The 17,330-nt window shown below is 63.7% G+C and carries 19 protein-coding genes; 6 read left to right on the forward strand and 13 right to left on the reverse strand.

Going from position 1 to position 17,330, the window contains the following annotated elements; all coding sequences use genetic code 11:
• Positions 1-6: 6 nt before the first annotated feature.
• Together AC0KWY_RS19675 and AC0KWY_RS19680 are read right to left on the reverse strand one after the other, a co-directional pair.
• Positions 7-225: a YdcH family protein gene (locus tag AC0KWY_RS19675; protein ID WP_474027183.1), complete on the reverse strand. Its 219-nt coding sequence runs from the start codon at positions 223-225 to the stop codon at positions 7-9.
• Between the two features lie 75 nt (positions 226-300).
• Positions 301-954 carry a FecR family protein gene (locus AC0KWY_RS19680; protein WP_474027184.1) on the reverse strand — a complete coding sequence of 218 codons (654 nt, stop codon included), beginning with the start codon at positions 952-954 and terminating at the stop codon, positions 301-303.
• A 178-nt stretch (positions 955-1,132) separates the two neighbouring features.
• Between AC0KWY_RS19680 and AC0KWY_RS19685 the strand changes: the two genes are divergently transcribed.
• Entirely contained in the window at positions 1,133-2,452 is a 1,320-nt protein-coding gene (locus AC0KWY_RS19685) for a phytoene desaturase family protein (RefSeq protein WP_474027185.1), read from the forward strand.
• Between the two features lie 6 nt (positions 2,453-2,458).
• On the opposite strand, the gene AC0KWY_RS19690 is transcribed toward AC0KWY_RS19685, so the two are convergent.
• The 3 genes from AC0KWY_RS19690 to aceA all read right to left on the reverse strand — a co-directional run bounded on the left by AC0KWY_RS19690 (position 2,459) and on the right by aceA (position 5,596).
• Positions 2,459-3,595 (reverse strand): GNAT family N-acetyltransferase, encoded by a 1,137-nt coding sequence (locus tag AC0KWY_RS19690; protein WP_474027186.1) that lies wholly within the window; start codon positions 3,593-3,595, stop codon positions 2,459-2,461.
• 80 nt (positions 3,596-3,675) lie between these two features.
• On the reverse strand, positions 3,676-4,155 hold the full coding sequence (locus tag AC0KWY_RS19695) for a CreA family protein (RefSeq protein ID WP_474027187.1): 480 nt from the start codon (positions 4,153-4,155) through the stop codon (positions 3,676-3,678).
• A 130-nt stretch (positions 4,156-4,285) separates the two neighbouring features.
• Entirely contained in the window at positions 4,286-5,596 is a 1,311-nt protein-coding gene (gene aceA, locus AC0KWY_RS19700; protein ID WP_474027188.1) for an isocitrate lyase, read from the reverse strand.
• Between the two features lie 311 nt (positions 5,597-5,907).
• On the opposite strand from aceA, the gene AC0KWY_RS19705 reads away from it, so the two are divergent.
• Complete coding sequence (locus AC0KWY_RS19705; protein WP_474027189.1) at positions 5,908-7,704, forward strand: methyl-accepting chemotaxis protein; 1,797 nt, start codon at positions 5,908-5,910, stop codon at positions 7,702-7,704.
• Between the two features lie 26 nt (positions 7,705-7,730).
• On the opposite strand, the gene AC0KWY_RS19710 is transcribed toward AC0KWY_RS19705, so the two are convergent.
• The 4 genes from AC0KWY_RS19710 to clpS all read right to left on the reverse strand — a co-directional run bounded on the left by AC0KWY_RS19710 (position 7,731) and on the right by clpS (position 11,422).
• On the reverse strand, positions 7,731-8,354 hold the full coding sequence (locus AC0KWY_RS19710; protein ID WP_474027190.1) for a DUF922 domain-containing protein: 624 nt from the start codon (positions 8,352-8,354) through the stop codon (positions 7,731-7,733).
• On the reverse strand, positions 8,300-8,791 hold the full coding sequence (gene rraA / locus AC0KWY_RS19715) for a ribonuclease E activity regulator RraA (RefSeq protein WP_474027191.1): 492 nt from the start codon (positions 8,789-8,791) through the stop codon (positions 8,300-8,302). The genes AC0KWY_RS19710 and rraA overlap by 55 nt, the downstream gene beginning before the upstream one ends.
• Before the next feature lie 64 nt (positions 8,792-8,855).
• Complete coding sequence (gene clpA, locus AC0KWY_RS19720) at positions 8,856-11,114, reverse strand: ATP-dependent Clp protease ATP-binding subunit ClpA (RefSeq protein ID WP_474027192.1); 2,259 nt, start codon at positions 11,112-11,114, stop codon at positions 8,856-8,858.
• Complete coding sequence (clpS, locus tag AC0KWY_RS19725) at positions 11,114-11,422, reverse strand: ATP-dependent Clp protease adapter ClpS (RefSeq protein ID WP_474029759.1); 309 nt, start codon at positions 11,420-11,422, stop codon at positions 11,114-11,116. Before clpS ends, clpA begins: the two co-directional genes overlap by 1 nt.
• A 270-nt stretch (positions 11,423-11,692) precedes the next feature.
• On the opposite strand from clpS, the gene AC0KWY_RS19730 reads away from it, so the two are divergent.
• Entirely contained in the window at positions 11,693-11,896 is a 204-nt protein-coding gene (locus AC0KWY_RS19730) for a cold-shock protein (RefSeq protein ID WP_028994647.1), read from the forward strand.
• Positions 11,897-11,968: 72 nt separating this feature from the next.
• On the opposite strand, the gene soxZ is transcribed toward AC0KWY_RS19730, so the two are convergent.
• Genes soxZ through moaC form a run of 3 tightly spaced genes read right to left on the reverse strand, consistent with a single transcriptional unit; the run spans position 11,969 to position 13,207 of the window.
• Positions 11,969-12,280, reverse strand: coding sequence for a thiosulfate oxidation carrier complex protein SoxZ (gene soxZ / locus AC0KWY_RS19735; protein ID WP_474027193.1), 312 nt, complete (start codon positions 12,278-12,280; stop codon positions 11,969-11,971).
• A gap of 1 nt (position 12,281) precedes the next feature.
• Positions 12,282-12,764 carry a thiosulfate oxidation carrier protein SoxY gene (gene soxY, locus AC0KWY_RS19740; protein WP_474027194.1) on the reverse strand — a complete coding sequence of 161 codons (483 nt, stop codon included), beginning with the start codon at positions 12,762-12,764 and terminating at the stop codon, positions 12,282-12,284.
• An 8-nt stretch (positions 12,765-12,772) separates the two neighbouring features.
• Positions 12,773-13,207: a cyclic pyranopterin monophosphate synthase MoaC gene (gene moaC, locus AC0KWY_RS19745; protein ID WP_474029760.1), complete on the reverse strand. Its 435-nt coding sequence runs from the start codon at positions 13,205-13,207 to the stop codon at positions 12,773-12,775.
• A 114-nt stretch (positions 13,208-13,321) separates the two neighbouring features.
• Here moaC and AC0KWY_RS19750 point away from each other — a divergent pair, with 114 nt between their 5' ends.
• The 3 genes from AC0KWY_RS19750 (at position 13,322) to pabB (ending at position 16,775) form a co-directional block, all read left to right on the forward strand.
• Positions 13,322-14,767 (forward strand): M48 family metalloprotease, encoded by a 1,446-nt coding sequence (locus AC0KWY_RS19750; protein ID WP_474027195.1) that lies wholly within the window; start codon positions 13,322-13,324, stop codon positions 14,765-14,767.
• Between the two features lie 38 nt (positions 14,768-14,805).
• On the forward strand, positions 14,806-15,033 hold the full coding sequence (locus tag AC0KWY_RS19755; RefSeq protein WP_474027196.1) for a sulfurtransferase TusA family protein: 228 nt from the start codon (positions 14,806-14,808) through the stop codon (positions 15,031-15,033).
• Positions 15,034-15,164: 131 nt separating this feature from the next.
• Positions 15,165-16,775, forward strand: a complete 1,611-nt coding sequence (gene pabB / locus AC0KWY_RS19760) for an aminodeoxychorismate synthase component I (protein ID WP_474029761.1) — start codon at positions 15,165-15,167, stop codon at positions 16,773-16,775.
• 65 nt (positions 16,776-16,840) lie between these two features.
• Here the strand turns inward: pabB and AC0KWY_RS19765 are convergent, their stop codons facing one another.
• Positions 16,841-17,329: a hypothetical protein gene (locus AC0KWY_RS19765; RefSeq protein WP_474027197.1), complete on the reverse strand. Its 489-nt coding sequence runs from the start codon at positions 17,327-17,329 to the stop codon at positions 16,841-16,843.
• Between the last annotated feature and the right edge of the window lies 1 nt (position 17,330).

A 17,330-nucleotide genomic window follows, 5' to 3' on the forward strand; every position in this document is an offset into this window, starting at 1 on the left:
GGCAAATCAGGCGGCGTTGGCCTTGCGCAGTACGCCGTAGAGCTCGTCCTTGAGGGCGAGTTTTTGCTTCTTCAGCGTCTCGATTTCGACCGGGCTGGCCGGTTCGATGTGGCTTTCCATGTTCTTGATCTTCTGATCCAGTTCGTTGTGCTGATCGAAGAGGTTGAGGAAGTGACGGTCCGTGGTCTTCAGTTGGGTGATCAGGTCACGGTATTCGGGAAACATGTTGCTCTCCTTGTTTGTGTCGTTGTGTCCGTCTCCATTGTACGACCGGGGCCCGGCGCTGGTAAGGGGGCGCGCTCAGTAACGGTGATAGCCCATGCCGACGAAGGGCGGAATGCGGCCGACCAGGCTTTCGAGGAGGATCAGTTCGGCGTCGGTATGGTTGATCACCCGGGCCGGCACCATCATCCGCTGCCGGTCGGCGTTCAGGTAGAGCGGGTGGTCGTGGTAGGTGGTGGCGATCGTTTCCAGGATCGCCGTCTCGCCGGGGGCGCTGATCTCGGCCTCGCCGTAGCACAGGCAGAAATAGACCTGCGCCGCGCTCGCTTCGATATAGCAGGCGGTGCCGCGGATGCCGATGGTGGCGGTCGGCGTCTGCAGGCTCTTTTCGCCTTTGCCGAAAACGCCCATCAGTTTGCCCTGCAGGATGCGCAGGACGCGCCGGGTGGCGTTGTCCTCGATGACCTGGACGGTGGAATTCGCCCGCTGCAGGTAGGCATCGCTGCCGATGATGTAGATCGCCTGGGCATCGTTGCCGGTGACGATGCGGTCGCCGCTGCCGAGCGCCATGCGCGGGCGGGCCGGCTTGCCGTTGACCGTGACCTCGCCGCTGAATTCGTGCAGGCCGGGCGGCGGAAGCGCCTGGCCGGCGGCCCAGGCCCGGCTGGCGAAGGAAAAGCGCTCGAACACCGCGAGCGTGGCGAGATGGCGGATCAGTTGGCGACGGTTCATCGTTGATCTCCTCGGGTGGGCGTTGCCGATGTCCGGCAAGCGTAGCGAAACGGCGGCGCAAATGTGCGGTGGAAGCAAAAAAGAATCGGCGGCACGCGTTGCTCCCCCGGCCTTGCGCGGATCGTCCCGGCGTCGGAAGATGTTCGTTGTCCGGTTGAAAACAGGTGGCAGAACGATGATGAAACAGGATTCCGGAGGCGCCAGGCGCTGCGAGGTGGCGGTCATCGGTGCCGGTGTCGGTGGGTTGAGTACCGCCATCCGTCTGGCCGGACTCGGTTTGTCGGTGACCGTGTTCGAGCGTCTCGAACGGGTCGGCGGCTTGTGTGGCACCGTTGTCTTCCAGGGGCGACGTTACGTCGTCGGCTGCAACGATTTCGGCCATGGTCTGCGGCGCGACCTGAAGGTGCTCGGCATCACGCTGCCTTTCGAACACAAGAAGGCCCGCATCCATTTTGACGGCGAGCATTACAGCATGCCGCCCGGTCCGCAGACGATCCTGAACTTCGCCCGCCACCTGCCGTCGTTCATCCGCTATGTCCTCGCTTTGCGCAAGGCGCGGCGCACCGCCTATGCCAAGGTCCGTTTCCTCGACGAACTGGTTGACGCCGCGGGCGTTGGCGGGCGCTTCGCTGACATCCTGATGCTGCCGGCCTACCTGATGGGGGTGCCGCCGGACCGTTTCCGCGTCGATTCGATCCTCGACGAATTCAGCTTCCATTACGGCTACGCCAATCCGACGACGCCGGTCGGCGGTCCGCAGGCGCTGGCCGACGCCCTGCACCAACGCCTGCTGGCGCTCGGCGGCAAGGTCGTCCTCGGTTGCGAGGTGAGCGGGGTCGAGGCGGCGGCCGGAAAGAAATTGATCCATACCAGCCAGGGCAGTCATGCTGCCGATCTGCTGGTGTTGACCTTGCTGAAGCCCGGCCATTTCCCGGCTAGCTTCGAATCCGGGCTGCCGCTGTCGATGCTCTGGCTGGACATCGATCCGGCCTACCGCCTGCCGTCCGGGATTCACACGCACCTGTATTACCCGCCGGGAATCCGCCAGTGGTTCGGCGACATCTACGCCGGACGGATGCCGGCCGAGTTCGGCTTCCACTTCTTCTGCAGCGATCTCGGCGTGCAGGACGGCGTCAATACGGCGAGCGTCTATTGCCATCTGCCGCGCGGACTGGCCGAGGAGGCGGCGATCCAGGCCAGCGCCCAGGCCTATATCCTGGAACGGATCGAAACGCTGCTGCCCGGCATCGGCGGCTATCTGCGGGGCTGCACGATGGTCTCGCCGGCGATGTTCCGGGAAATGCACGGCATGGACCCGGTGCTGACGCCGGTCATCGCTCCGGCCGGTTTCCCGCAGCCGGACAACCACGCGCCGGAGGACGACGTTTATTACGCTGGTGCCGCTGCTTTCCCGCCGGGCATGCACGCGGGGGCGGCGATCCGTTCGTCGGCCTACGTCAGCGAGTTGATCGCCCGGCGCCTGGCGGAAGGGCGCTGAGCCGCGTCAGGGTTTGCGGAAGACGTGCCGGATTTCGACCTTCGGCGGCCGGTTGAGCAGGCGGAAGACCGGGCCGACGAAGGGGTTGAGGATGCGCCGCGTGGTGCGTAGCGCCATGCGCACCGGCGAGATGGTGGCGCCCAGTTCCTGCTTCAGGTCGTAGGTGGTGAGGCCGAACTCGATGCGCGGAATGCCCAGCCGGATCGCCGTCTCGATCAGCGCGTAGCCGCCATAGATCCACAGGCCGTCGTTGGCGGCCTGCTGGCGGCCGAAGAACATGAAACGCATGAGGTCGCCGTCGAGCATCAGCAGGATGTGGCCGACCAGCGTCTCCTGGCGGTAGAAGAGCATCACCTTCGCCTTGCCGTCGAGACGCTGCGAGAGTTCCCGGTAGAACGCCGGGGTCAGCACTTCGCGCTGGTATTCGTCGGCCTGTTCATGGACGACCTGCCATTGCCGGTGCAGGGTCTCGGCGAGGTCGGCGAAATCGTCGCAAATCTCGTAACGGAATTGCTGTTCCCGGCCCTGGGCAAGGTAGCGCAGGAGTTTGCGCCGGTAGTGGCTGCGCATGGCGGCGATATACGCCTCCGGCGTCGGCCAGGCGACCTCGACGTAGGTATTGGGCAGGCTCTCCAGCCAGTGGTAGCCGAGCGCTTCGAGATTGCTCTGGTGCGCCCAGGCCGCCCCTTCGAAGTCGCGCATGACGATCAGCAGTTGCCCGTCGCGCCGGGCGAATTCCTGCAGGACCTTGTCCAACGCCGCCCCTAGCGCGTCGCCCGGTGCGTCGGGCGCCAGCACGAAGGGCTCGCTGCCCGGGGTGACCGGCGTGCCGCATTCGAGGATGCTGAACTTGAGGAAATTCGGCAACAGCCGACGCAACTGGGTCAGCAGCTTGCGCAGGGCGGGCGGGGCGAAGATCGCCAGGTCGGTGGTGATCGAGTAGAAGCCGGCGATGCCGACCGGCCGGTCGGCAGTGTCGAAGAAGAGGATGTAGCGGTAGCGGAAGTCGTTGATTCCCGAGTTTTCCAGCGCTTCCCAGAAGCGGCGCGAATAAACCAGCGAATGGCCGGCGCCGAGGGCATCCCAGGCATCCGCCGGAACCTCGGCGATATGGTCGAATACGGCAGTTCTCACACGGTTCATGGGTTGGCTTCAGTGCCCTGCAATTTCACGAGGGGACGACCCGGAGCATAGTCGATGCGAGCCGGAATCCCAAGCTCGCGTCAATGTCGTTCCGCTGCACCGCCCCAGGGCATCACCGGGACTGTCGATATCGCGTTGGCGGGGGCTCCCTCGATCAGGCGCCGGCTGATCGCCAGATAGACGAGCACCTTGCGCTTCGCGTCGTAGCTGCGGTGGATTGCGGTTTCCTTGAACAGCAGCGAGGTGTTCTCGCTGAAGACGATTTCGCTCTCGGGCAAGCCGGCGGGCAGGGCGACCGGGCCGATCTGGCGGCAGGCGATGGAGAATTGCGACGGATCTTCGGCCAGCCCCAGGCTGCCCTTGATGCCGCCCGACTTGGCCTGGCTGACATGGCAGGTGACGCCGGCAATCTTCGGGTCGTCAAAAGCATAGACGCAGACCCGGTGGTTGGCGCCGATCAGCTTCCAGGCGGTGGTGACGCAGCCGATTTCTTCCGCTTGCGCAGCCGCAGTGAGCAGCAGGGAAAAGGGCAAGGCGAGGGCCAGATGGCGCGGTTTCATTTTCTTGCTTCCGGAAGGGTTGGTGGTCTGCATCCAGCATACACAATATGCCTGCGCGCCAGCCAATGAAAAGGCCGGCCCCTTGTGGGAGCCGGCCTTTGCTGCCGCGGGATGGTGCGGCGGGCGTTGCTTAGTGGAACTGTTCTTCTTCGGTCGAGCCGGTCAGGGCCTTCACGGAGGAAGAGCCGCCCTGGATCACGGTGGTGACTTCGTCGAAGTAACCGGTACCGACTTCCTGCTGGTGCGAGACGAAGGTGTAGCCATCTTCGCGAGCGGCGAATTCCGGTTCCTGAACCATTTCCACGTAGTGCTTCATGCCTTCGCCGCCAGCGTAGGCCTTGGCGAACTTGAAGGTGTTGTACCAATTGACGTGGATACCGGCCAGGGTGATGAACTGGTACTTGTAGCCCAGCGCCGACAGTTCTTCCTGGAAGGCGGCGATCTGCGAGTCGTTCAGGTTCTTCTTCCAGTTGAACGACGGCGAGCAGTTGTACGACAGCAGCTTGCCCGGGCAGGCGGCCTGAACGGCTTGCGCGAATTCACGGGCGAAGCCGATATCGGGCACGCCGGTTTCGCACCAGACGAGGTCGGCGTACGGCGCGTAGGCGACGCCGCGGGAGATCGATTGCTCGAGGCCGTTACGGACGCGGTAGAAGCCTTCCTGGGTACGCTCGCCGGTGAGGAACGGCTTGTCGTTCTCGTCGTAGTCCGAGGTGATCAGGTTGGCGGCTTCGGCATCGGTACGGGCCAGGATCAGCGTCGGCACGCCCATGACGTCGGCGGCGAAACGCGCGGAGATCAGCTTCTCGACCGCTTCGCGGGTCGGCACCAGCACCTTGCCACCCATGTGGCCGCACTTCTTGGCGGCAGCCAGCTGGTCTTCGAAGTGCACGCCGGCGGCACCGGAGGCGATCATGTTCTTCATCAGTTCGAAGGCGTTGAGGACGCCGCCGAAACCGGCTTCAGCGTCGGCGACGATCGGCAGGAAGTAGTCGATGAATTCCTTGTCGCCCGGATTGACGCCACGCGACCACTGGATTTCGTCTGCGCGCTTGAAGGTGTTGTTGATGCGGCGAACCATCGTCGGCACCGAGTCGTAGGCGTACAGCGACTGGTCCGGGTACATGGTTTCGGAGGTGTTGCCGTCGGCGGCGACTTGCCAGCCGGACAGATAGACGGCTTCCAGGCCGGCCTTGGCCTGCTGCATCGCCTGACCGGCGGTGATGGCGCCGAAAGCATTCACGTAGCCCTTCTTGGCGCCGCCGTTGACCTTGTCCCAGAGCACCTTGGCACCGCGCTGGGCCAGGGTGTATTCCGGCTGCAGGGAGCCGCGCAGACGGACCACGTCGGCAGCGGAGTAACCGCGCTTGACGAGCTTCCAACGGGGGTTTTCAGCCCAGTCCTTTTCCAGGGCGGCGATTTGCTGTTCGCGAGTGCTCATTGTCTGTTCCTCAGTAGTTGGGTTGGGAAGTCGGGTTGTTGCGCCGGGACGAAAACTGTCAGGCGATGGGAGCAGTATAGAGAAAATCGTGCATGGCAGCAATGGTCTTATATAAGACATAAGATAATAAATAATCGTTGTTAAACATGTATTTATCGACTATTTTTCGCAATGCGAAACGTGGTTCGTGCCGGTGAAATGCGGTGCAGCAAATTGGGCGGGAAATGCCCTCGTGGCAGGCTCAACATTGTGACTTGACTGCAACGCGAAATAGGCGTTGAATTCAACAAATCTAATAAATCTGGTTGCTTATGGAATTTTTCAAACGCCTTTACGACTGGAACGAGCGTACTTTCTGGAACTCGCTGACCAAAAAGCTGATGAGTTTCCTGCTGCTCTTTTTCATCGACCTCGTCTATCTGGCGATCTATCTCGACCAGCAGCGGACGGTTGCCGAGACCTTGAAGGCGTCGGGGGCGTCGGCGGCGGCGATGCAGCGCATCGCCGACAGTCTCGATCATGGCCTGATCCTGATGATCACGCTGACGGTCGTCGCCTTGAGCTGGAACCTGCTGCAGATTCTTTACATCCGCTACCTGATCCTGCGCCCGGTTCGCATGATCGCCCGGATTTTCGACGAGATCGCCCGCGGCGAGGGCGACTTCTCGCGCAACCTGCCGACCATCACGCACGACGAGTTGCGCACGCTGGCCGAGGCCTACAACCGTTTCGCCGACAAGATGCGGGAAATCATCAGCGAGGTGCGCAAGATGAGCGTCAACATCGCCCGCGAGGCGGTGGTGGTCAAACGTTCGGTGGCGTCTACCGCCGAGCGCGCCAACCAGCAGGGGGAGATCGCCAACTCGGTGTTCGGCGCGAGCAGCGAGGCGGTGCAGGCGATTCAGGAGGTATCGAGTTCGGCCGATCTGATTTCGCATTCGACCGACAGCAACCTGGCGACCGCCCGCCATTCGCTGGCCGAAATGCAGGAAATCGTTGCCAAGGTGCAAGGGGTCAGCGATCAGCTCAACAATTTCAACAATACCGTCGGCCATCTCGCCGAGCGCTCCGACAGCATCCGGCAGATTGCCGGGCTGATCAAGGACATTGCCGACCAGACCAACCTGCTGGCGCTCAACGCGGCGATCGAGGCGGCGCGGGCCGGCGAGATGGGGCGCGGCTTCGCGGTGGTGGCCGACGAGGTGCGCAAGCTGGCGGAGCGGGTCAACAAGGCGACCGAGGAAATTTCCAGCAACATCGGCGGCATGATCGACCTGGTTCGCGAGACCCAGCGCGAGAACGAGGTCATCAATGGCGACATCCGCCAGGCGCGCGAGGTGGTCGAACGTTCGTCCGGCGATTTTCGGCAGATGGTCGGCAATTTCGAGCGCACCGGCGATCAATTGACGCAGATTGCGGCGGCGATGGAGGAATTGTCGGCGACCAACGCACTCGTTCATGACTCGGTCCGCGAAGTGCATGGGCTGTCGGTCGAAGTGGTCGGCAGCATGCGGGATTCCGAGCAGACCTCGCAGATGCTGAGCAAGGCCACCGAAAGCGTGCAGGAACTGGTGTCGCGCTTCAAGATCGGTCGCGGTGCCTTCGATTTCAACGTGGACAAGGCACGCCTGTTCCGCGACCGGGTACAGGACAGGCTGAGTCAGCTGGCGGCGTCCGGCGTCAATATCTGGGACCAGGATTACCGGCCGCAGCCGGATACCAACCCGCAGAAGTTTCTGGTGAGTTATTGCGGCGCTTTCGAGCAACAGATGCAGTCGCTGCTCGAAGAGGCCTTGGACAGCCTGCGCGGCGGGGTCTATGCGTTGATCGTCGATGCCCGCGGTTACGGGGCGATCCACAACCGCAAGTATTCGCGGCCGCTGACCGGCAATTACCAGAACGATCTGGTCGGCAACCGCACCCGCCGCATCTGGGACGACGTGACCGGCCAGCGCGGGGCGAAGAACACCTTGCCGCTGCTGGTCCAGACCTATGCCCGCGATACCGGGGAAATCCTCTCCGAGATCAACCTGCCGATCCAGGTCGGCGGCCGCCACTGGGGCGGGGTGCGGGTCGGCTGCGACAGCGCGGTGCTGCTCGAGACCTGATTTCGGTCGGCGGAGACGTTCCGCCCTCAGTCGTCGAGCAGGCTGGCGCCCTGGCTGGCGCCGTGCCGGGTGAGGCGGTCCATCTCGCGCTCGGCCTTTGTCGCCTCCTGCAGCAGGCGCTGGGCGAGATCGTTGGCGGCTTGCTCCAGTTGCCGGCAGGAGCGCATCATCGGCAGGCCAAGGATGCCGCGGTCGATCCGTTGCGCGTAGTAGCGGGCGATGCGGACGTGTTCCATTTCGTGGCTTTTCAGCGCCGCCAGGTAGCGGTCGAAGCGTTGCCGGATCGCCGGGTCGGCGGTGGTCAGCCGCGGCAGCGTGATTTCCGCCGCAAGCCGGGTCCGGTTGTCGGTGATGCGGCAGCGCCCGTCAGCTTCTTCCCACCAGCGGAACTGCCAACTCGCCCGCCATGCCGTGTAGCCGTGAAAGACCGCGCCATCCTGACGGATCGGCGTCGCCGCGTTGACGGCGGCGAGCAGGGTCATGCCCGGCCGGTGCGCGCTGTGGTAGGTCTTGAAGCTCAGGCTTTCCTCGAACTCGGCGGCGGCCGGCAGCGCGGCCAGCGCGAGCAGGCCGGCGGCGAGGCGGGCGCGAAGGTTCAGAGCAGCGGCCGGGCGGCGACCAGGACGCCGTCCTCGTCGGCGTACAGCCATTCGCCCGGATGGAAGGTGACGCCGCCGAAGGTGACGGCCAGGTTGCGATCGCCGACCCCTTTCTTGACCGTCTTCTGTGGGTGGGTGTTGAGGGCGCGGACGCCGATGTCGATGCCGTTGATGTCGCCGGAGTCGCGGATGCAGCCATAGACGACAACGCCTTCCCAGCCGTTTTTCTGGGCGAGGATCGCCAGCTGGTCGCCGACCACTGCGCAGCGCAGCGAGCCGCCGCCGTCGATGACCAGCACCTTGCCCGAGCCCGGCTCGTTGAAGATTTCGCGGACCAGGGTGTTGTCCTCGAAAATCTTCAGCGTGACGATCTCGCCGCAAAATGCCGTGCGCGCGCCGTAACGCTGGAACATCGGGGCAACGACGCGCACCGTGCGGCCCAGTTCGGCCTCGTACTGGTCGCAGAGGTCGGGGGTCTTGAAGCTCATGTTGTGGTCTCCGAAATGAAAAAGCCGTGCAATCTTGCACGGCTTTCGGGGTCTGGCGCAATCGTCAGGCGACGGCTTCGGCTTTCTCTTCCTCGAAATCGAGCCTGATCTTGCCCTCCGCATCGAGATCCACATTGACCTTGCCGCCGTTGGCCAGGCGGCCGAACAACAACTCGTCGGCGAGGGCCGAACGGATCGTGTCCTGGATCAGGCGGGACATCGGGCGGGCGCCCATCAGCGGATCGAAACCCTTGTCGGCGAGCATTTCCTTGACCGCGTCGCTGAAGTGGGCCTCGACCTTCTTCTCGTGCAACTGCTCTTCCAGTTGCATCAGGAACTTGTCGACGACACGCAGGATGATCGCGCGGTCGAGGGCCCGGAAGGAAATCGTCGCGTCCAGCCGGTTGCGGAACTCCGGCGTGAACAGGCGCTTGATCTCGACCATCTCGTCGCCCGCTTCCTTGGTAGCGGTGAAGCCCATCGACGCTTTCTGCAGATCGGCGGCGCCGGCATTGGTCGTCATGATGATGACGACGTTGCGGAAATCCGCCTTGCGGCCGTTGTTGTCGGTCAGCGTACCGTGGTCCATGACCTGCAGCAGGATGTTGAAGATGTCCGGATGCGCCTTCTCGATTTCGTCGAGCAGCAGCACGCAGTACGGCTTCTTGGTCACCGCCTCGGTCAGCAGGCCGCCCTGGTCGAAACCGACGTAGCCCGGCGGGGCGCCGATCAGCCGCGAGACGGCGTGACGCTCCATGTATTCCGACATGTCGAAGCGGACCAGTTCGATGCCCAGGCAGTAGGCGAGCTGGCGGGCGACTTCCGTCTTGCCGACGCCGGTCGGGCCAGAGAAGAGGAAGGAGCCGATCGGCTTGCCCGGATTGCCGAGGCCGGAACGGGTCATCTTGATCGCCTGCGCCAGCGCGTCGATTGCCTTGTCCTGGCCGAAGACGACGTTCTTCAGGTCGCGGTCGAGGTTCTTCAGCGCGCTACGGTCGTCCATCGAGACGTGTTGCGACGGGATGCGGGCGATCTTGGCGACGATTTCCTCGATGTCGGTCTTGCCGATCGTCTTCTTCTGCTTCGACTTGGGCAGGATGCGTTGCGCCGCGCCGGCCTCGTCGATGACGTCGATCGCCTTGTCCGGCAGGTGACGGTCGGTGATGTAGCGGGCCGACAGCTCGACCGCCGAAGTCAGCGCAGTAGCCGAATACTTGATGCCGTGGTGTGCCTCGAAGCGCGCCTTCAGCCCCTTGAGGATGTCGATCGTCTCGGCCACCGAGGGTTCATTGACGTCGATCTTCTGGAAGCGGCGCGACAGGGCGCTGTCCTTCTCGAAGATGCCGCGGAACTCGGTGTAGGTGGTGGCGCCGATGCACTTCAACTGGCCGGACGAGAGCGCCGGCTTGAGCAGGTTGGAGGCGTCGAGCGTGCCGCCCGAGGCCGAACCAGCACCGATCAGGGTGTGGATCTCGTCGATGAACAGGATCGCGTTCGGGTTGTCCTGCAGCGACTTCAGCACCGCCTTCAGGCGCTGCTCGAAATCGCCCCGGTACTTGGTCCCGGCCAGCAGCGCGCCCATGTCCAGCGCGTAAACATTGGCGTGCGCAAGGATCTCCGGCACTTCGCCCTCGACCACCTTGCGCGCCAGACCTTCGGCGATCGCCGTCTTGCCGACGCCGGCTTCGCCGACCAGCAGCGGGTTGTTCTTGCGCCGGCGGCACAGCGTCTGGACGACGCGTTCCAGTTCCTTGTCGCGGCCGATCAGCGGGTCGATCTTGCCCTGCAGCGCCAGTGCGTTGAGGTTGATCGTGTATTGCTCGAGCGGGCCGGCGTCGGGCTTTTCGCCTTCGGACTCGGGTTCGCCTTCCGGCGCGGCCTTCTGCTGTGGCACCTTGCTGATACCGTGGGAAATGTAGTTGACCACGTCGAGCCGGGTGACACCCTGCTTCTGCAGGAAATACACCGCGTGCGAATCCTTCTCGCCGTAGATCGCCACCAGCACGTTGGCGCCATTCACTTCCTTCTTGCCGGAAGATTGCACATGCAGGATGGCGCGCTGGATGACACGCTGGAAGCCGAGCGTCGGCTGGGTATCGATATCGTCCTCGCCACCGACCACCGGGGTGTGCTCGTTGATGAAGTTGGTCAGATCCTTGCGCAGCGCATCGGGCTTTGCGCCGCATGAGCGCAGGGCTTCGGCGGCCGATGGATTGTCGATCAGGGCGAGCAGGAGGTGTTCGACGGTGATGAACTCGTGGCGCTTCTGGCGCGCCTCGACAAAGGCCATGTGCAGGCTGACTTCGAGTTCCTGGGCAATCATCAGTTTTCCTCCATGATACAGGCGAGCGGGTGTTGATGCTGGCGGGCGTACTTGCTCACCTGATCAACCTTGGTGGCCGCGATATCGCGCGGGAAAACCCCGCAGTTACCGCGACCTTCGTTGTGTACTTTGAGCATGATCCGCGTCGCTTGTTCAGTATCCAACGAAAAAAAACGTTGCAGAACGTCGATGACGAACTCCATCGGCGTGTAGTCGTCGTTCAACAACACAACCTTGTACATCCGTGGCGGTTGCAGCTCGCTGCGCAGGGCCGCAAGCTGACTGCCTTCCTGAATTTTGGTGGCCATGCGCTCGATTCTATACAGTCCATTCCAATCTGCAATATCCCGGAACGCGAGATCACGACATCTTCGACGACGTTCCATGCAATTTTCCTGCCTGCCCGATTGTTGCGCCGCCGCATGGAAAATTGTTGACGGAAAAATCCAAATGGCGTAAAAAATCGTTGTTTGGATTCAAACCGTCTTACGGGTACCTCGCGTGCCGGGTTGTTGAGCTCAAACAGGGAGACGGGGAGACCCGGAAATTTTCAGGCTTTTTGTAGGGATGTAGCAGACATGGCAATCGGTACTGTCAAGTGGTTCAATGATTCCAAGGGCTTCGGCTTCATTACGCCCGATGATGGCAGCGAAGACCTCTTCGCCCATTTTTCCGCCATTAACATGAATGGCTTCAAGACCCTGAAGGAAGGCGAGAAGGTTTCCTTCGAGGTCGTGCAAGGCCCCAAAGGCAAGCAGGCTTCCAATATCCAGCGCGCCTGACCGGCGCCGATCTTCGATTGCGAAGCGACCGCCTGATTTCAGGCGGTTTTTTGTTTTACCGGCGTTTTCGCGTCAGCCGACGTCGATCTCGTCGTGCCTTTCCTTGCCCATGTTGTCGGTCCAGTGCACCGACAGGCGGTCACCCGCCTTGATGTTGCGTGCCTTGAACGTAAACAATGGGTTGGTGGCGATCGAGGTGTTCAACTGACCGTCGATCAGACGCTGCTTGTTCAGTACGACGCTGAAGGTCTGAATGAAATGCGCGGCAAGTGTTTTGCCCTCTTCGTCACGGCGCTGTCCGCTTTCCATCGGGTGTTGCATGAGGACGCGGATCAGCGCGACGTCGCCCTGAAGTTGTGCGCGAATCTTGATTTCTGCACTCATTTCAACCACCGCATCCGCCAAGCGTGACCTTGATTTCCCGGATGGCGACGTGCGTCCTGCCGTCGCTGGTCCGGGCCAGTGCCCGAACCCGGGTGCTTTCCGCCAGCTTGACCTGCACCTTGGCATAGGGCAAGGCGTTGCCGGCGAAGTTGAGCTCGGCGCACAAGGGCATCGGATTGCGGTCAGCCAGCAGTAGCAAGCTGCGCGTGCCCGGCAGGTTGCTGGCGATCTCGATGTTGACCTTGGCGCCGTTTTCGGCAATCTCCGGCGCATTGATGACGATGTCGCGGCTTTCCGTGGCACCACTGACGGCGAGTTGCTGCAAGGCATCGGCCGTGCTGCGGGCGGTGAAGGCGCGGGTTTTCCATTCGCTGGCGAGGACGCGCCCCGGTAGCAGCAGTCCGCTTCCGATCAGCGGCAGGAGGAGGCTGGCGCCGATGCCTTTGCGGAGAAATTTCCGGCGCAGTTCCGAGGTGTTTTCCATGGCGCAGTTCAGGGTGCTTGCCAGTGTCCGGATTTGCCGCCCAGCTTTTCCACTAGGCGGACATGGTCGATGCGCATGCCGCGATCGACCGCTTTGCACATGTCGTAGATGGTCAGCAGACCAATCGTCGCCGCGGTCAGGGCTTCCATTTCGACGCCCGTACGGCCGCTGCATTCGGCGGTGACTTCGCAGTGCACGGCGGAGGCTGCGACATCGATGGTGAATTCGACGCTGACCCGGGTCAGCGCGATCGGGTGGCAGAGCGGGATCAGTTCGCCGGTGCGTTTGGCAGCCTGGATGGCGGCGATCCGGGCAACGCCAAGAACGTCGCCTTTCTTGGCCGAGCCGTCGCGGATCAGGGCCAGCGTTTCCGGTTGCATGCTGATGCTGCCGGCGGCGCGGGCGCGGCGGGAACTTTCCGCCTTGGCGCCGACATCGACCATGTGGGCCTGGCCGGCGCTGTCAAAATGGGTCAGAGGGGAATCGCTCACGATGGCTTACGTTTGGTTACCAAGCACCGGTCAGGCGCTGTAGGAAGGCTGCGCTATCATAGCACCATGTTTTCGCTGCGCCGCCCTCTTGCCCTTCTCCTGGCTGCCTTGCTGGCGGTGCCGCCAGCGGTCGCGCAAAATCTGCCCGAACTCGGCGAGGTCGCCAGCGAGGAGTTGCCGGTCTCTCTGGAGAAGCGCATCGGCCTGCAGATCATGCAGGAAATCCGTCAGCGCGAGATCAGCTATCTCGACGATTACGACATCGAGTCCTACCTCAATCAACTGGCCGGGCGCCTGGCTGGCGTCAGTACCGATCCGGGTTTCGGGTTCGAGATCTTCGCGCTGACCGATCCGGCGATCAACGCCTTTGCCATGCCCGGTGGTTATGTCGGTGTGCATAGTGGTCTGATCCTGGCTGCGCAGAGCGAGTCGGAGCTTGCCGGGGTGCTGGCGCACGAGTTGTCGCATGTGACGCAGCGCCATATCGCCCGGCAGATATTCCAGTCCAAGCGGATCGGTATCGCCTCGATGCTGGCGATGGGCCTCGGCTTGCTGGCGGCGCGTTCGAATTCCCAGGTGGCGGGGGCGGCGATCGCTACCTCGCAAGCCGGTGCCATTTCCGCGCAACTGGCCTATTCGCGCGATTTCGAGCGCGAAGCCGACCGCATCGCCTTCGACATGCTGGGCCGCGCCGGCTTCGACGAGCGCGGCATGGCCGGCTTTTTCGGTCGCCTGCAGCAATCGGTCAGGCTCTACGAGAACAATGCGGTGGCCTATCTGCGCACGCATCCGCTGACCGGCGAACGTCTCGCCGACATGCAGAACCGCGAGATCGGCCTCAACTATCGCCAGGTGCCCGACAGCCTCGATTTTCATCTGGTCCGCGCCCGTCTGCGTGCCCAACAGGGGCGGCCGGGCGATGCGGTGAAGGAGTTTGCCGAGCAGTTGGCTGCGCGCAAGTTCGCCAGCGAAGCGGCGACGCGCTACGGACTGGCTCAGGCGCATTTCCGCAACCGGGCCTGGGCCGAGGCGCAACGCGAGGTCGATGCCGCGCGTGCGCTGGGCGAGGCTTCGCCGATCCTCGAACATCTCGCGGCCGACGTGCGGGTGGCTGCCGGTCATGGCGAGGAAGGTCTGCGCATCTATCGGGCGGCGATCAGTCGTTATCCCCGCAACATGGCGCTGATCTACGGCTATGGTGCCGCCTTGTCCGAACTGCGGCGTTTCGGCGATGCCCTGAAGCTGGCCGACGAGCAGTTGCGGCTACGGCCCGACGACCTGCGTCTGCATCGCCTGCGCGCCGCCAGTTATGCCGGCATGGGCCGGCCCGGGGCGCAGCATCGGGCGCTGGCCGAGGTTTTTGCGCTGCAGGGGCAGACCGCCGGGGCGATCGAGCAGCTTGAACTGGCGAGAAAGGCGGGCGGCGATTTCTACGAGATGTCGGCGATCGACTCGCGGTTGCGCGAACTCAAGTTGCGGCGTCTCGAGGAACTGAAGGAAAAGAACAATTGAGAGTAGAATTCCCGGCTTGATCCAACTACACGACGACCATGGAATTTGATCGCGAACTCGACGTCAAGGGGCTGAACTGCCCGCTGCCCATCCTGCGCACCAAGAAGACCCTGGCCGAAATGGAATCCGGCCAGGTGCTGCGCGTTCTCGCCACCGATCCGGGTTCTCTCAAGGACTTCCCCGCCTTTGCCCGGCAGACCGGCAACGAGCTGGTTGCCAAGCGGGAAGAGAGCGGTGTCTTCGAGTATCTGCTGAAGCGCAAATAAGTCCCGGATTTGCCGCGTTTTTCGAGGATCGGCGGGCGCCTGCGGGCGAACCCGCCGCTTGGCGCTTCGATGGCTGTGACGAGCTTCTCGAAGCGGCCGACCTCGATGCTCTGCACGCCATCCTGGCGCGGATCGAAGCGCAGCCGGCGTGGACCGTCGTCGCCCTCGACTACGAACTCGGTTACCTGCTTGAGCCGCGCTCGGCGCCGCCGGACTGGCGGCCCGGCGCGAAGCCACTGGCGCGCTTCTGGCGCTTTCGCGACTGCCACCGCCTGACGGCAGCGGCAGCCGAGCAGTGGCTGGCCGCGCAGGCGAGCGCCGCCGCGGCAGGCGTTGGCGGTTTGCGTGAGGCGCTTGGCGAAGCCGGCTATCGCGCTGCGCTGCAGCGCATCCAGCAGTGGATCGCCGCCGGCGACTGCTACCAGGTCAATTTCACCTTTCCGTTCGAATTCGACTGGTTCGGCAAGCCGCTCGACCTTTATGCCCGTCTGCGCCGCCGGCAGCCGGTACGCTACGGCGGGTTCGTCGGCGACGCGCGGCAGGGCATCGTCTCGCTGTCGCCGGAGCTGTTCGTCGAACGCCGCGGCGATCGCCTGCTGACCCGGCCGATGAAGGGGACCGCGCCGTTGCAGGCGCCGCCGGAAGCGCTGCGTGATTCGCTCAAGGATCGCGCCGAAAACCTGATGATCGTCGATCTCCTGCGCAACGACCTCGGGCGCATCGCCGCCAACGGCAGCGTGCGGGTCGAGCGCCTGTTCGAGATCGAGGACTATCCGACGGTGCGGCAGATGGTCTCGGAAATCTCGGCGACGGTGGCCGGCCGCAGCTTCGGCGACATCCTGACGGCGCTGTTTCCCTGCGGTTCGATCACCGGCGCGCCGAAGATCCGCGCCATGCAGATCATCGGCGAGCTGGAGCCGGCGCCGCGCGCCATCTACACCGGCGCTTTCGGCTGGCTGGCGCCCGATGGCGACTGCCGCCTCAACGTCGCCATCCGCACGCTTGAGCTGGATGCCGACCGCCGCGGACGGATGGGCATCGGCAGTGGTGTCGTCGCCGATTCCGAGGCTACTGCCGAATGGGCCGAGTGCCGCCTGAAAGCATCTTTCCTGCGCGATTGCGATCCCGGCCTGCAACTGATCGAGACCTTGCGCCGCGACAACGGGGTTTATCCGATGTGGGCCGGCCATTACGAGCGCCTGTGCCGTTCCGCCGCCTGGCTTGGCTTCCCGGTCGACGAACAGGCGCTGTTGCGCGCGCTCGCCGAACAGCCGACCGCCGGTACCTGGCGGGTCCGGCTGACGCTGGACAAGGCGGGGAAAATCGAGGTGCAGTCCTTTCCCCTGGCGGCCACGCCGCCGCAAACGCTGGGCGCCTGGCTGGCCAACACGGCGATCGATGCGGACGACCCGCTGCGTCGTCACAAGACGACCGCACGTGCTGTTTACGACGCGGCGTTGGCCGGCTTGCCGGCGGACGTGTTCGACGCGGTTTTTCTCAACCAGCGCGGCGAGGTCGCCGAAGGCGCGCGTAGCAATGTTTTTGTCGAACGCGATGGCGTGCTGCTGACGCCGCCGCTGGGCAGCGGTGCCTTGCCCGGCGTGCTGCGGGCCAGCCTGCTCGCCCGCGGGCGAGCGCGTGAGGCAGTGCTACGGCCGGCCGATCTGGCCGACGGCTTCTGGCTGGGCAATGCGCTACGCGGCCTGATCCCGGTTGAATTGCGGCCGGGCGGCGAAATCTAGGGGAATTTCACGGTCGACCATGAAATCCGGGGATTTTGCGGTCGACTGTTGATCTTGCGGCTTTTTCAGCCGGCGGCCTTGCGCCGCTTGTTCAGGTAGAGCAGGGCGAGCGAGACGAGGGCGCCGAGCAGCGCGTAGAGGAAGACCTTGCCGCCGATTTCCTGGTATTCGACCAGCACCGGCTGTTCGTTTTCGATCCGGTAGCGCACCGTGGTCTGGAAGTTCCAGGCCGAGGCCTTGACCTGCATGCCGCCGGGCAGCGTTTTCCATTGCACGGTGATCATCTCGTAAGCCGTTTCCCCGCTTTCCTCGGCGGGGATCAGCGAGCTCACCCGGCCGTCGGTGCGGGCGGCGGCTAGCTGGCCGACCGGGACGGCGCAGGTCTGGCCGTCGGCGCAGCGCACGGCGAGCGGGTAGTCGGGCAGCCATTCGCCACCCTTCTGCCACGGCCAGAACATGAACAGCCCGAGTCCCCACAGCCAGACCAGGACGCAGAACACCATCAGGGCCCTGAAGGTCGCGGAGAAGCGTTCCGTGTGCTGCGGTGCGTTCATG

This window comes from Azonexus sp. MM2026_4 (assembly GCF_055901855.1).